The sequence below is a fragment of the Vibrio sp. Sgm 5 genome (assembly GCF_026241575.1).
GTDB classification, from domain to species: domain Bacteria; phylum Pseudomonadota; class Gammaproteobacteria; order Enterobacterales; family Vibrionaceae; genus Vibrio; species Vibrio jasicida.
Map to the genome: position 1 here is coordinate 133,811 of NZ_JAPHPY010000003.1, position 12,841 is coordinate 146,651.

Genomic DNA, 12,841 nt, shown 5'->3' on the forward strand with positions numbered 1-12,841 from the left:
CAATGTTCTATACACAACCAATACCCAAACAGAATTAAAGAGAATACACGGATGAGCCAAGCTATCTGTCGCATGATTGCTCAAGAGCTGAATGTTCGCCCTGAGCAAGTCAACGCTGCTGTAACCCTTATCGATGACGGTAACACGGTCCCATTTATTGCACGTTACCGTAAAGAGGTGACGGGCGGTCTTGATGATACCCAACTGCGTACTCTAGACAGCCGTCTGTCTTACCTTCGTGAGCTGGACGATCGCCGTCAAACCATCCTGAAGTCGATTCAAGAACAAGGCAAACTTACGCCAGAGCTAGAACAAGAAATCACTCAGGCAGACAGCAAGACTCGTCTTGAAGACTTGTATCTACCTTACAAACCAAAGCGTCGTACCAAAGGTCAGATCGCGATTGAAGCCGGTCTTGAGCCACTCGCAGACCAACTTTGGAATCATCCGCAAACTGAGCCAGAAAGCGAAGCAAGTAAATACCTTGATGCAGACAAAGGCGTGGCAGACACCAAAGCCGCACTGGATGGCGCTCGCGCAATCATCATGGAGCGCATCGCTGAAGACGCGAATCTTCTAGAGAAAATCCGCGCTCATCTAAACCGCAGTGCAGAAATGGGTGCTCGTGTCGTAGAAGGCAAAGAGCAAGAAGGTGAGAAGTTCAAAGATTACTTCAACCACAACGAGGCCCTAAGCAAAGTGCCATCGCACCGCGCACTGGCGATGCTACGCGGTCGTAACGAGGGCTTCCTGACATTGGCCATGAATGCCGATCCAGAACAGGAAGAAGGCGTTCGCCAGTCTTACTGCGAAACAATTATCGCTGACCACTACGGCGTGACGCTTAGCAGCGCACCTGCGGATACGTGGCGTAAGCAAGTAATTAGCTGGGCATGGCGCATCAAAGTATCGATGCACATGGAAACCGAGCTAATGGGCGCAATGAAAGAGCGCGCAGAAATCGAAGCGATTGAAGTATTTGCCACCAACCTAAAAGACTTGTTGATGGCAGCACCGGCAGGTCCTCGTGCAACACTTGGTCTCGATCCTGGCCTGCGTACAGGCTCTAAAATTGCTATTGTCGATCCGACTGGTAAGGTGCTTGCAACCGAAACCATCTACCCTCACCCACCACAAAAGCAATACGACAAATCAGCGCAAGTCGTTGATCAGTTGGTGCGCAAGTACAACGTGGATTTGATCGCTATCGGCAACGGCACGGCTTCACGTGAAACCGACAGCTTTGTCGCAGACGTCATTAAACGTGGCAACCTGAAAGTTCAGAAAATTATCGTGAGTGAAGCGGGTGCATCAGTTTACTCTGCGTCTGAGCTTGCAGCGAAAGAATTTCCGAATATGGACGTGTCTCTGCGTGGTGCGGTGTCGATTGCTCGTCGTCTGCAAGACCCACTGGCTGAGCTAGTGAAAATTGATCCTAAGTCGATCGGTGTGGGTCAGTACCAGCACGACGTTAGCCAATCTATGCTGGCAAAACGCCTAGATGCGATTGTGGAAGACTGTGTAAACGCGGTGGGTGTTGATGTGAATACCGCCTCTGCAGCGCTACTGACACGCGTAGCGGGCTTGTCGAACACCATCGCGCAGAACATTGTCGACTTCCGTGATGAAAACGGTCGTTTCGAAGCTCGCACGACCTTGAAGAAAGTGCCTCGCTTGGGTCCTAAGGCATTCGAACAGTGTGCTGGCTTCCTACGAATCATGGATGGTAAGAACCCACTTGATGCATCTGCAGTTCACCCAGAAGCGTACCCAGTGGTAAAAGCGATTTCTGAAAAGAACAGCAAAGACATCAAAGCACTGATTGGTGATTCAAGCTTCTTAAAAGGTCTGCATGCAGTCGATTACACTGACGATAACTTCGGTGTGCCAACCATTACTGACATCATCAAAGAACTGGATAAACCGGGCCGTGACCCACGTCCAGAATTCAAAACGGCGACGTTTGCAGAAGGTGTAAACTCAGTTTCTGACTTGGAACCGGGTATGATCCTAGAAGGCGTAGTATCGAACGTAGCCAACTTCGGTGCCTTCGTTGATATCGGCGTTCACCAAGATGGCCTTGTGCATATATCGGCACTGACAGATCGCTTTGTGTCTGATCCACGTGAAGTGGTGAAGGCGGGCGACATCGTTAAAGTGAAAGTAATGGAAGTGGACGTGCAGCGTAAGCGCATTGGTCTGTCGATGCGTATGAACGACGAACCGGGTCAAGACAACCGTAGCCAACGCTCATCAGCAGCGCCGCGCCGTAATGACCAACCGCAGCGTCGTCAACCTCGCCGTGATGACTCGTCATCTAACAACGCGATGGGTGGTGCTTTTGCCGCAGCGTTTGCTAAAGCGAAAAAGTAATCTCGCTTAGGCTTCACCACTAACGAGTTTTCACAACTAAAAAGAAAACGCTCCAATCAGTGAATCTGCTTGGAGCGTTTTTGTTTGAGTAGGATATTGAGTCGTCATAATACTGCTATCACTTCTGACGGTGTATGGGGCGCGACCGAGTGACCATAATGAAACTTAATCACCTTCCTGCGCTTTTCCATCAATCCCTCTTTGACCACAGCATCCAAAATGCGCTTAGGTAATCGAAAGCGTATCGCGTAGCCCTTACCCTGATCTTCGCTGTAACTCTTGAGCGCAAGCAAACCGAAGAGACGCTCTAGCGTGTCTTCAGGTTCTTCGTGATAACGGGTATCCACCTCGGGTTCCACTTCGTAACCTGGATGCTCCGATGGGTCCCACGAGGATTGGCGTCGCCGCTTCTCATCACTTTTTACTTTGCGCTCCGCATTGGTTTTTGCCAGTGCGACTGTTGGCGTGACAGGTTCTCGGACTTTATTGTCACGAGCAGCTTGTTCCGTCTGCACATTAACGGATGGGGCGATCAGTGGCACGCTTACGTTAGCCGGTGACACAATCATTGCGAACCCTCCTCAGAGTCGCCCAACTCGTCAATACAGCAAACTCCTCCTATAAGAATAGAGTTCACTAAAACTTATATCGACCAATTTTTAAACTGCTTTAGGATTTTATTCGCTTAGATTTGTAGACTCGCTAATTAAGCGGCAAATTCTCGCACTTGGAGACAAAACGCTTCATGTTCGGTCATGAACGGCGCGTGGGAAGATTGGTTGAAAACAAACTGCTGAGAACTTGGCAACTGTTCACTCAAGTCACTTGCCACTTTGATTGGCACTAAACCATCAAGTCGACCATAAAGGCGTAGCATCGGCATAGAAAGGGAAGCCAGCGCATCGCGCAAATCCACATCGGCAAGAATGTTCAAACCAACCAACAATGAATCAGGGTTTGGTTGTGGACGTGATAGTACGGCTTGCTTGAGTTGTTTTACGTCTTTGCGCGCAGACGGGCTGCCCATCGCTTGCAGCGCCATAAAGCGCTCAATCGTGACCGAGAAGTCTTCCAGCAATTGATCAGTGAATGCGGTTAACACGTTAGGTTGAATGCCACGCCAAGGACGTTCAGCAGAAAATTTTGGTGAACTGGCTACCGTGATTAACTTGCTCACACGCTGCGGTGCATTAAGTGCAATATGGGTTGCCACCAAGCCACCTAGTGACCAGCCAAGCCACACTGCTTTTTCTGGCGCATCTTGCAGAACAAGGTCAGCGATTTTTGCTAAGTCTTCGGCGTGAGATTCTGCGCTGTGTCCGTACCCCGGAAGATCGACCACATGCACTCGGAAATAAGGTTGAAGAGACTCGACCGTCTGCTGCCATACCGCACCATTCATGCCCCATCCATGAAGCAACACTAAATCTGGTCCTTGACCAAACGACTGCCAGTGTAAATTTGTGCTCATGCTCTCGTTCTCTCCCACTTATCTTATTCCTTACCAGACATTCCAAGCTTTAATCTGATAATTCGCTCACCTTGGATGGATTGTATGTTATCTGATCAATGGCAAAACATCATGCACCGTGTACTTGGCAATCAATGCGGTTTGTGTCGATTTCCGATTTCCGCTGAACAGAAACCAAACCCAATGCGTTGGTGCGACCATTGTTTTGAACACCTTACACCCATCAAACGGTGCACTCGCTGTGGTTTAAAAATGACAGAGAAGGCGTCACAAACCTCCACGGAGTGCGGTGAGTGCCTGAAAGAGCCACCGCCTTGGCAACGTTTGTATACGTTGGGAGATTATGATTTCCCCCTTTCTCATCAAGTACAACGCTTTAAGGATAATGGTGAATCTTGGCATGTTACCGCCCTAACTCAATTGTTAGCGGAACGAATCGAGCATCCTGCTCCTACCATTACTAGTGTCCCTTTGCATTGGCAACGTTACTTAAAGCGAGGATTTAATCAGAGTCATGTCTTGGCGACACATTTAGCGCACCACTTGAATAGCAACTATCGCAATCGCGTTTTTAAACGCGTCAAAAGCGCACAATCTCAACGTGGAAATAAAAAAGCAGGTCGCGAGCAAAATTTGAAAGCAGCATTTGCCCTACACGGTGAGGTAAACTTTTCCCACATTGCTATCGTGGACGATGTTGTCACAACAGGCAGTACCGTCCGACAATTATGTCATTTACTACTTGAAGTTGGCGTAGAAAGCATCGATATTTACTGCATCTGCAGAACTCCTGCCCCTGGTTCAGGCTAGATCGCTTGGCAATGCCTTAGTATCAAAAAGACTAGACCAAGGCGGTAACAGGAGTAGAATAGCAGCAATAGCCTACAAATTTACTCAGGTATTCGTCGTGTCAAATATTACTATTACAGAAACTGCGCAAACGCATTTCGCCAACCTTTTAGGCCAACAACCTGAAGGTACTAACATTCGAGTTTTCGTTGTAAACCCAGGAACACAAAACGCAGAGTGTGGCGTGTCTTACTGCCCACCAGAAGCCATTGAAGGCACTGACACCGAAATCCCTTACAGCGGTTTCTCTGCTTTCGTTGACGAGCTAAGCCTACCTTTCCTGGAAGATGCTGAAATCGATTTCGTAACAGATAAAATGGGTTCTCAACTGACGCTAAAAGCACCTAACGCAAAAATGCGCAAAGTGTCTGACGACGCTCCTCTAGTAGAGCGTGTAGAGTACGTAATCCAAACTCAAGTGAACCCTCAGCTAGCAGGTCATGGTGGTCACGTAAACCTTGTTGAAATCACTGACGACGGTATCGCTATCGTTGCATTCGGTGGCGGCTGTAACGGCTGTTCAATGGTTGATGTGACACTAAAAGAAGGCATCGAGAAAGAACTACTGAACCAATTCATTGGTGAATTGACAGCGGTTCGCGACGCAACAGAACATGACCGTGGTGATCACTCTTACTACTAAACGTTCAAAAGAACTCGGCTTTGAGAGCCAGTAAAAGTGTACATTGACGAAAAATGGGAGGCGTTTGCTTCCCATTTTTGTTTTCAATCGAACGAAGCTGAATCATCACGCTAGAAACTCGAGCCTTCTTCTCATATATTAAGAAATCTCATTAGCTTTAAAGAGTCAACGACACATAGGAGCCGGCGTTATGTCGAAAAGGACCCCACCAGAGATACTCTCTTGTCAGACGGTCGCACAATCTAAACTGTTTGCAGTGGAAGCCCTAGACCTTCGCTTCTCTAATGGTGAGTTGCGTACCTACGAGCGTATGAAGCCAAGTGGGCGCGATGCTGTAATGGTTGTTCCTGTTACGGAGCAAGGCGATTTACTGCTCGTACGCGAATACGCAGCAGGCACAGAACGCTACGAGCTCGGCTTTCCAAAAGGTTTGATTGACCCAGGGGAGACTCCGCATCAAGCGGCAAATCGTGAGCTTAAAGAAGAAATTGGTTTTGGCTCTAACGCGCTAACACCACTCAAACAAGTCATCCTTGCTCCTTCTTATTTCTCCAGCAAGATGACCTTGTTCTTAGGACAAAGCCTTTACCCTGAAAAACAAGAAGGTGATGAGCCAGAGCCATTAGAAATTGTTCGCTGGCCACTTGCTCAAGCCGAAGAATTATTAACGCACTTGGATTTTTGTGAAGCAAGAAGCATCACGGCGTTGATGTTGGCACTAAAACACTTACAAAACACCACTCACAACCAAAACCAATAACGGTCAAAGAGCCGAGCCATAATTGTGAGAAAGGACCATTACTTATGCCAATGACAAAAGATTTATCTCACCTGCTCCCGCAAGTCATCGAGATCGCGCGTAGTGCAGGACAATTGATTTTAGATATCTACGAAAAAAAGCAGTACGAAGCCTACATCAAAAGTGATGAGACACCGGTCACCAGTGCCGACATTGCAGCACATAAGCTAATTACAGAACGCCTAAGCGAGCTGACACCTGATATCCCCGTGCTTTCAGAAGAAGCAGCGGACATTAGCTTAGAACAACGCGCACAGTGGGAACGTTACTGGTTAGTTGACCCTCTTGATGGTACACAAGAATTCATCGCACGCAGTGGTGACTTCGCGACAATCATTGCTCTGATCGACAACAACAAGCCAACCATGGGAGTAGTTTACGGTCCAGTTTCTGGCGTAACTTACTATGCTTACAATGGCAAAGGTGCATGGAAGATCCCAGACATGTCAGAGAGTGTGAAAATTCATACCCACAAACATGAACAACCGGGACAAAACATCGCAATCGCAATCAGTCGTCGTCAAGACATCAACCGCATTACCAGTCGTATGAGCAGTGCTTGGAACTACGATTTAATTCCACTCGGCTCTGCCGCACTTAAAGCATGCCTTGTCGCTGAAGGTGCTGTGGACTGTTACTTACGTCTAGGTCCAACTGGCGAGTGGGATACTGCGGCTACGCAGTGTATTGTTGAAGAAGCGGGCGGACGTATTCTCAGCACACAACTTGAGCCGCTGTCTTACAACGAGCGCGAGACGTTAGAAAATCCGAACTTCATCGTACTGGGCGATGCTGACTTACCTTGGGACGAGATTCTACAACGCAAAGATTGATCACAATCCAAACTGCATAGCTAGATTTTAAAAGGCCACGAATCGACTTCGTGGCCTTTCTTTTTATCTCTTGTACCGCGATAGGAGCATTTAGCCTACTATGTTCTAAATACTCACCCAGCTGTACATATTCATACCATTTACTTAAAAATCAGAAGGTTAGACAAACAGTAAATAACCAACTGAATTTCCTGTACAGCGAATAGCAGGTTTGGCCTACTATGATCTAAAAGCAAAAAGAGCTGCACATTAGCAGCTCTTCAATAATGGGATGGTTTCTAAAACTGACTAGAAACGCCCTTTGTAATCAAACTCGTATTGGCCTTGAGCGTTCGGGTTGCCCAACCATTTCAGTTGGTCACTCATCCCTGATGGGAACTCCGCCCCAGGTTTAAACCACGCTTTAGTAGAGTAGCGCTGATTTGGCATCAACTCGGCAGAAAACGCTGCGGACACTTGCTTGCTCTTTTGCTCACCTGATGCCGATAGTACGCTGTCTTTACAGTTCAGATCGGCAATCACAGGACCAAGTTCAAGGCTACCGAGCGGGCTTTGAATGCCACTCGCATTCCAAACTAGTGTACCTTCACCCGTTTTACACCAAGGTGCCGCGTAAGTCGCATGACGGATGTTCAACTCAAGCTGACCTTCAACACCAACCGGTACAGGAAGACGTGCTTGCTCCACTACTTTGGCAGCCGGAATCGATGCAACCAAATTTTCAGCGTATGGACCACCAGTTAGGCTATAGCCAACCAAACCACGACCACGAACGTCCATATCACTTCCACGGCCAAAACGTACGGCGAATTCCGCTTTACCAGTGAATAAGCTTGATAGTTGGAAATCCCAATTTACCTCACCGAGATTTTGACGCTGCCAGCTGATGTTAGAAGCACGGCCTTGCCACACAGAGCCTTGGGCATCTTGAATCTCTAACCCTCTTACCGTCGGTACTTGTTGAAGCACCCAAGAAACAGGCAAACCAACAATCAAACTTGTGGAGAAAAAGGCTATGAATATAACAACGTAAAGTATTGCTCGCTTCACCTTAACCTCGCTTAAATTGCAGGCGGTTCACATCAATCATGCCTGCTTGGTCTGTACGATCGATATCGAGAAACTCCACCTCAATACCTTGTTGTTCTTTTAGGTAACGCAGCCAATCCACCATCTGGTTAAATGCCAATGGCTTAATCCAAACTTGAACACTTTCATTACGTGGTTGAACTCGAATCAGCTCCACTTTGTAACGACGAGCAGAAGAAGAAACTAATTGGTTCAGAGGTTGATTAGAGAAGCTGACTCCACCACTTTTGCGTAGAGCAGTAATATCATCAGCCTTGTCTTGCACCCAATTCAACAACTGTTTTTCTGACTGAATTCGAGTCTGAGCGAGTTCAGCTCGTTGATTCATTGGCTGTAGTAGCCCCCAATAAATCATTCCGATAATGGCAATCACACCACCACCCATCACCAAACGTTGCTCACGTTGTGAGATGCTATTCCACCAAGCTTGAGCCTGAGCGATTAAATTCTTCATCATCACCTCACAAACGTTTTAGTACAAAGCTGCCTATCACAACATTTCCGTTGCGATTCAGCTGACCTTGTTCAACAGTGAACTTTTCTGCCAATTTCACACGCGCTTGCTCAAACGGTTGGAAATCTGAACTGCTTGCTTGAATGCGTACTTCACCGCGTTGGCCATCGTATTTAAAGCTGGTTATCTCCAGATCTTTAACCTGACCCAGTGTCGTTGGCAGTGCCGCTATCCAAGACAGCATTGCTGTTTCACTTGTACCACCAGAAAGACGACGCTCTTCATCGGTCATCTGACGCTTAAGGTAACTGACCGTTGGAATTCGCTTCTTGTTCGGGAAAATTTGGCGGAAAATGCGTTCACTTTCTTCACGATAGGCTTGTGCTTGCGCCTCATATTTATGGACCACCAGCAATTGCTGCCCCACAAGAACAACCAATAGCACACCCGCAGCGATAGCAGATTTTTGCCAGACTTTTACGTACTTACCCCAAGACGATTTTGGCTTGAAGCTACCCGTTAATAGGTTGACCTTGCTTTCAGAAACACCTTTAGCAAGTAGTGCCATCGCCATTTCTTCAGGCTTTGCGACCCAAACCTCTGGGAGTGAAGATTCAGGAATCGAACTGTAACAATCAAGTTTCCATCCTTCATTCGCTTGCAGATAAGCAGAAAGGTATAAATCTAGCCACGACGCATCGACCACCGCACCTTGAGTATTGGAATGACGAATTAGCCATTGCTCACCCAACGCTACCGCAGAGCTGTTTTCTTCATGCACAGGCAACGCCAGCACATCAGGAAGGATACGCTTAATTACAATACCTTGACTGGAAAAACGCTGCAAAATGGTTTGAACCCAAGCACGCTCAACAGCACAAATTTGCGCTTTCTCTGCTTGCTTGTCTAATACTGTGAAATGCAGGTTATCCACGTCTTGTGCGACTTCATCTTCCACCAAATAAGGCAGCATGCTATCAAACTGACGAGCAGCACCCGGCGGGATATCTACTTCTGTCAGCACAACATCATTACTGGCTAACAAGGCAATCACTTGTCGCTGATCAGCGTAAGACGCCAACTCATCCAGATGTTCCCATCCGGCGAGTTCACCACTGGCAATCACGTCTTGCTGTTGTGTCGACCACACCAACCATGGAATGGTACTTTGTTGTTCGCTACTCAGCCGAACGGTCAGAAACTCGCTCACTGATTCCTCCAAAACGACGGCGAACGACAGTCACCGTTTCTCTATCTGTACTTTGTAAAAGACTACGGATACGTACTCGGGATTCATCCACCAGTACTTGTGCGTCCAATTCAAAAAAGGAGCTATCGACTCCTAAGTAGCCTTTAGCATTTTTCTTTACATCATCGCTCAAGCCAGCTAATTCTGACTCAGCTAAAAATTCATCAACACTATCCCAACCATCGAAAGGGCGCTTTTCAATTAACTGCACCGCATCACTAGAACTCAAGCCAGGAGTAAACATCGCGACTAAGATCGGCGCTTGTTCGACTTCAATAGTATTTACGTTCAAACGCCAATCGTCTGTCGGAATAGCACAAATCATCGGTGCGATCTTCTGATAAATGTCCCCCGTGACTTGATATACCGCTCTCAGTTCGCTGGCATCAGCCATCAGGCCATTGGGTGGTAAATACGCAGGCTTCATTGCCTCATAAGTGCTGTCTTCTACACCGGCAGCGGAGCGCACTGTGCTGTCGCTATCGACGTATTCCCAAGTCGAATCAGCAATCACTTCCGCTTGGTATGGTTCCACGTCCATCTCTTCCATCAAGCGCTGGAACACTTGCACCAAATAAGGACGATTTGTCGAGTCACCCGATGGCTGAACACTCGCTAATACATTCATATTAAAGCAAGCTTGTTTGTCTACGATGCGTCCGGCCGCTTGACCATAATCTAGCGGATACACTTGTTCTTTAATTGCCCAGGGCTGGCTCATATTAATGGTATCGCTGTCTTCGTAGCTCTGCTCAATACCAATTTCAGCCAACGCCTCAACCCCCAAACTATACCAATACGCCTGTTGGTAATTGATCTGGTTCGCGCCTCGCTGAAACTGCAAAAACAATCGTTCAGACATACTTGCTGCAACGGTCGTCATAATCGCCAGTAGCATTAAAACAATAATAAGCGCTACACCACGTTGTCGCTTAGCCATTATTGCCTCCGGAGGATTCATCATTGGATGAGTCATCTTGCCCAGAGGCGCTAATCTTGCCTCCAGAGGTTAAGTAAGTGCGGCTGATCTCACCGTAGTCTTTGAGTTTCAAAACAACAGAAACCGCTTTCGGTAACTCTTGCTTACTTTCCCATGTTTTTTTCCACGCTTTGCCATCGTAGAAACGCATATCAAATTCTTCGACCTGAGTCAGAAGCGGTGTCACAATACCTTCTTGTCCAACGGGTGTATCTGGGTAACGCCACCATACACGCTGTAGAACTTCATCTTTAATGCGATAGCCAACTTTCGTGACTTCACCACGTGGGAATTGCTGCTGAGGGTTGTGCCACCCCAAACGCGCAAACATCACGCCTTTCGCATCCGAATCAAGCAGGTATTCCGACCAAAACAACAACTGCTTTGATGGCTCTTCGCCATTGGTTCGCATCTGACGCATGGCCATTTGGCGGAAATCGTTATCCATCATCACCATTGCACGTTGCAACTCGTTCAAACGCTGCGTACGTTCTTGCGATAACACATTACTGCGTTGCACCTGCGAGACCACTTGATAGGCAGCAACGCTTAAGCTCGCAAAAATAGCAATCGAGACGAGCACTTCGATCAAGGTAAAACCTCGATTCGATTTCATACTTGATGCCTTATATCGCTTATTACTCCGCAACATAGCTTCTCACCGTCACAACAGGACTCGCTTCTTTTTCAGTTGCGACACTGACATCAAATGCTTTCAGCAATGGCTGCGCGGTGGCAACAGGAGTTACCTTCCAATACCAAGTTCGCCCCGCTAACTCTTCAGTGCCTTTTTTGGCTTTGAGTTTTTCAGTCGAGAGCATCACATTGGCCATTTGGTTATCCACAACCATGGCTGCAAACATTTTTTCTTCTAAATAACTGACAGTATTAATGTGTTGACTCACCGAGCGAATCACACTGATTGCCGCCGTCGCAAAAATCGCCAATGCGACCAACACTTCCAACAACGTCATGCCTCTAGTATGAAGCGAAGAAGAACCGATACGGCTTTGCTTAGAATGTCGCATTGTTGTCGTCTTCCAATTCTTCACCAGGCTCTAGTAACAAGATTTCGCCGGTTTCTTTGCCAATAATGCGCCAACCATCGTTAAATGCGTCGCCATCTTCAGGAAAGAAAGACAAACTAAATGGCGTGACTTCCGCACTAGAGAAAATGAATACTTGAGGTGGCTTCACTTTCTTTTTCTCTTTGTCATCTTCTTCCGCAAACATGTCCTCATCAAACAAAGAACCAGGTTCAAATAGTCGGTCGTCATCGTCCCATGCGCCACCACCAAGATCCAATTGCAGCGAAATATCGCCTTCCAATTTGGTCTCACTAGGAATCTGTTTCAATTCCAATGGTTGCCATCCATCTTGAGTCAAGCTGAGCAAGACGTAAGTGGATTTCACATCATCAACACGTAAACCAAAGTCTTTGCCGCTCAATACAGCTTCTTCATTCAGTAGCTGTAAGCGCTGGAAAAAGCTTTGAGCATATTGTTTGGAAAGATCTTTCTGACTGGTAGGCAGGGTCGCTATTACGGCGACTGCGGTAAGAGATAACAAAACCAACACCAATAGAATTTCTATTAATGTAAAACCACGATGTTTTTGCATTTGCTTCATTAGTGCTGGTTTGAACTTTATCTTATTGGAAATCTTGTATGTTCCAGTTGCCGATATCCGACGCAGGGCCTTCACCGCCCTCTTGTCCATCTGCACCTAGAGTAAAGATATCAATCGTACCGTTGTCACCAGGGCTTAGGTATTGGTACTCATTGCCCCATGGATCAGACGGTAAACGCTTAATGTAGCCACCATCGCGGTAGTTGCGTGGTTCTGGGTTCGATGGTTTGTTTACTAACGCATCAAGACCTTGGTCTGTTGTTGGGTAAACGCTGTTATCCAACTTGTACATATCCAGTGCATTTTCTAATGCAACAATATCGGTGATCGCTTTTTGTTGGTCTGCTTTTTCTTTGTTACCAAGTAAGTTAGGAACAACAACACTCGCCAAAATACCTAGGATAACCACAACAACCATCACTTCTAAAAGTGTAAAGCCTTGTTGTTTACTACGCTTAAATTTCATTATTATC

At 47.0% G+C, this 12,841-nt stretch carries 15 protein-coding genes; 5 read left to right on the forward strand and 10 right to left on the reverse strand.

What is annotated here, in order from left to right:
- The first annotated feature begins 51 nt into the window (after positions 1-51).
- On the forward strand, positions 52-2,373 hold the full coding sequence (locus OQJ86_RS03040) for a Tex family protein (protein WP_265986243.1): 2,322 nt from the start codon (positions 52-54) through the stop codon (positions 2,371-2,373).
- 104 nt (positions 2,374-2,477) lie between these two features.
- Here OQJ86_RS03040 and OQJ86_RS03045 read toward each other — a convergent pair whose 3' ends face one another.
- The gene (locus OQJ86_RS03045) at positions 2,478-2,942 is read right to left on the reverse strand and encodes an ATP-dependent Lon protease (protein ID WP_265986244.1); all 465 of its coding nucleotides are present in this window, start codon (positions 2,940-2,942) and stop codon (positions 2,478-2,480) included.
- 137 nt (positions 2,943-3,079) lie between these two features.
- Positions 3,080-3,844 carry a pimeloyl-ACP methyl ester esterase BioH gene (gene bioH / locus OQJ86_RS03050; protein ID WP_039975981.1) on the reverse strand — a complete coding sequence of 255 codons (765 nt, stop codon included), beginning with the start codon at positions 3,842-3,844 and terminating at the stop codon, positions 3,080-3,082.
- Between the two features lie 84 nt (positions 3,845-3,928).
- Here bioH and OQJ86_RS03055 point away from each other — a divergent pair, with 84 nt between their 5' ends.
- The 4 genes from OQJ86_RS03055 (at position 3,929) to cysQ (ending at position 6,968) form a co-directional block, all read left to right on the forward strand.
- On the forward strand, positions 3,929-4,654 hold the full coding sequence (locus OQJ86_RS03055) for a phosphoribosyltransferase family protein (protein ID WP_265986246.1): 726 nt from the start codon (positions 3,929-3,931) through the stop codon (positions 4,652-4,654).
- A gap of 97 nt (positions 4,655-4,751) precedes the next feature.
- Positions 4,752-5,336, forward strand: coding sequence for a Fe-S biogenesis protein NfuA (gene nfuA / locus OQJ86_RS03060; protein ID WP_038870077.1), 585 nt, complete (start codon positions 4,752-4,754; stop codon positions 5,334-5,336).
- A 190-nt stretch (positions 5,337-5,526) separates the two neighbouring features.
- A complete protein-coding gene (nudE, locus tag OQJ86_RS03065; RefSeq protein WP_038876989.1) occupies positions 5,527-6,096 on the forward strand; it encodes an ADP compounds hydrolase NudE in 570 nt (189 codons plus the stop codon).
- Between the two features lie 44 nt (positions 6,097-6,140).
- Positions 6,141-6,968, forward strand: a complete 828-nt coding sequence (gene cysQ / locus OQJ86_RS03070) for a 3'(2'),5'-bisphosphate nucleotidase CysQ (protein WP_038870073.1) — start codon at positions 6,141-6,143, stop codon at positions 6,966-6,968.
- 288 nt (positions 6,969-7,256) lie between these two features.
- Here cysQ and OQJ86_RS03075 read toward each other — a convergent pair whose 3' ends face one another.
- The 8 genes from OQJ86_RS03075 to gspG are packed head-to-tail and all read right to left on the reverse strand — an operon-like array spanning position 7,257 to position 12,834.
- Positions 7,257-8,018 carry a type II secretion system protein N gene (locus OQJ86_RS03075; protein ID WP_265986247.1) on the reverse strand — a complete coding sequence of 254 codons (762 nt, stop codon included), beginning with the start codon at positions 8,016-8,018 and terminating at the stop codon, positions 7,257-7,259.
- A 1-nt stretch (position 8,019) separates the two neighbouring features.
- Complete coding sequence (locus OQJ86_RS03080) at positions 8,020-8,511, reverse strand: type II secretion system protein M (RefSeq protein ID WP_038870069.1); 492 nt, start codon at positions 8,509-8,511, stop codon at positions 8,020-8,022.
- Positions 8,512-8,518: 7 nt separating this feature from the next.
- Complete coding sequence (gspL, locus tag OQJ86_RS03085; protein ID WP_265986249.1) at positions 8,519-9,721, reverse strand: type II secretion system protein GspL; 1,203 nt, start codon at positions 9,719-9,721, stop codon at positions 8,519-8,521.
- Entirely contained in the window at positions 9,690-10,700 is a 1,011-nt protein-coding gene (gene gspK, locus OQJ86_RS03090; RefSeq protein WP_038870065.1) for a type II secretion system minor pseudopilin GspK, read from the reverse strand. Before gspK ends, gspL begins: the two co-directional genes overlap by 32 nt.
- On the reverse strand, positions 10,693-11,355 hold the full coding sequence (gene gspJ / locus OQJ86_RS03095) for a type II secretion system minor pseudopilin GspJ (protein ID WP_102848058.1): 663 nt from the start codon (positions 11,353-11,355) through the stop codon (positions 10,693-10,695). Before gspJ ends, gspK begins: the two co-directional genes overlap by 8 nt.
- A 22-nt stretch (positions 11,356-11,377) precedes the next feature.
- Positions 11,378-11,767: a type II secretion system minor pseudopilin GspI gene (gspI, locus tag OQJ86_RS03100; protein WP_258070277.1), complete on the reverse strand. Its 390-nt coding sequence runs from the start codon at positions 11,765-11,767 to the stop codon at positions 11,378-11,380.
- Positions 11,754-12,359, reverse strand: a complete 606-nt coding sequence (gene gspH, locus OQJ86_RS03105) for a type II secretion system minor pseudopilin GspH (RefSeq protein WP_038870061.1) — start codon at positions 12,357-12,359, stop codon at positions 11,754-11,756. The genes gspI and gspH overlap by 14 nt, the downstream gene beginning before the upstream one ends.
- A gap of 31 nt (positions 12,360-12,390) precedes the next feature.
- Positions 12,391-12,834 (reverse strand): type II secretion system major pseudopilin GspG, encoded by a 444-nt coding sequence (gene gspG / locus OQJ86_RS03110; protein WP_265986253.1) that lies wholly within the window; start codon positions 12,832-12,834, stop codon positions 12,391-12,393.
- Between the last annotated feature and the right edge of the window lie 7 nt (positions 12,835-12,841).

Excerpts from the sequence above, each read along its gene's own strand:
- OQJ86_RS03040 (WP_265986243.1), top strand. The coding sequence starts at position 52 with ATGAGCCAAGCTATCTGTCGCATGATTGCTCAAGAGCTGAATGTTCGC.
- OQJ86_RS03045 (WP_265986244.1), bottom strand. The coding sequence starts at position 2,942 with ATGATTGTGTCACCGGCTAACGTAAGCGTGCCACTGATCGCCCCATCC.
- bioH (WP_039975981.1), bottom strand. The coding sequence starts at position 3,844 with ATGAGCACAAATTTACACTGGCAGTCGTTTGGTCAAGGACCAGATTTA.
- OQJ86_RS03055 (WP_265986246.1), top strand. The coding sequence starts at position 3,929 with ATGTTATCTGATCAATGGCAAAACATCATGCACCGTGTACTTGGCAAT.
- nudE (WP_038876989.1), top strand. The coding sequence starts at position 5,527 with ATGTCGAAAAGGACCCCACCAGAGATACTCTCTTGTCAGACGGTCGCA.
- cysQ (WP_038870073.1), top strand. The coding sequence starts at position 6,141 with ATGCCAATGACAAAAGATTTATCTCACCTGCTCCCGCAAGTCATCGAG.
- OQJ86_RS03080 (WP_038870069.1), bottom strand. The coding sequence starts at position 8,511 with ATGAAGAATTTAATCGCTCAGGCTCAAGCTTGGTGGAATAGCATCTCA.
- gspK (WP_038870065.1), bottom strand. The coding sequence starts at position 10,700 with ATGGCTAAGCGACAACGTGGTGTAGCGCTTATTATTGTTTTAATGCTA.
- gspJ (WP_102848058.1), bottom strand. The coding sequence starts at position 11,355 with ATGAAATCGAATCGAGGTTTTACCTTGATCGAAGTGCTCGTCTCGATT.
- gspI (WP_258070277.1), bottom strand. The coding sequence starts at position 11,767 with ATGCGACATTCTAAGCAAAGCCGTATCGGTTCTTCTTCGCTTCATACT.
- gspH (WP_038870061.1), bottom strand. The coding sequence starts at position 12,359 with ATGCAAAAACATCGTGGTTTTACATTAATAGAAATTCTATTGGTGTTG.
- gspG (WP_265986253.1), bottom strand. The coding sequence starts at position 12,834 with ATGAAATTTAAGCGTAGTAAACAACAAGGCTTTACACTTTTAGAAGTG.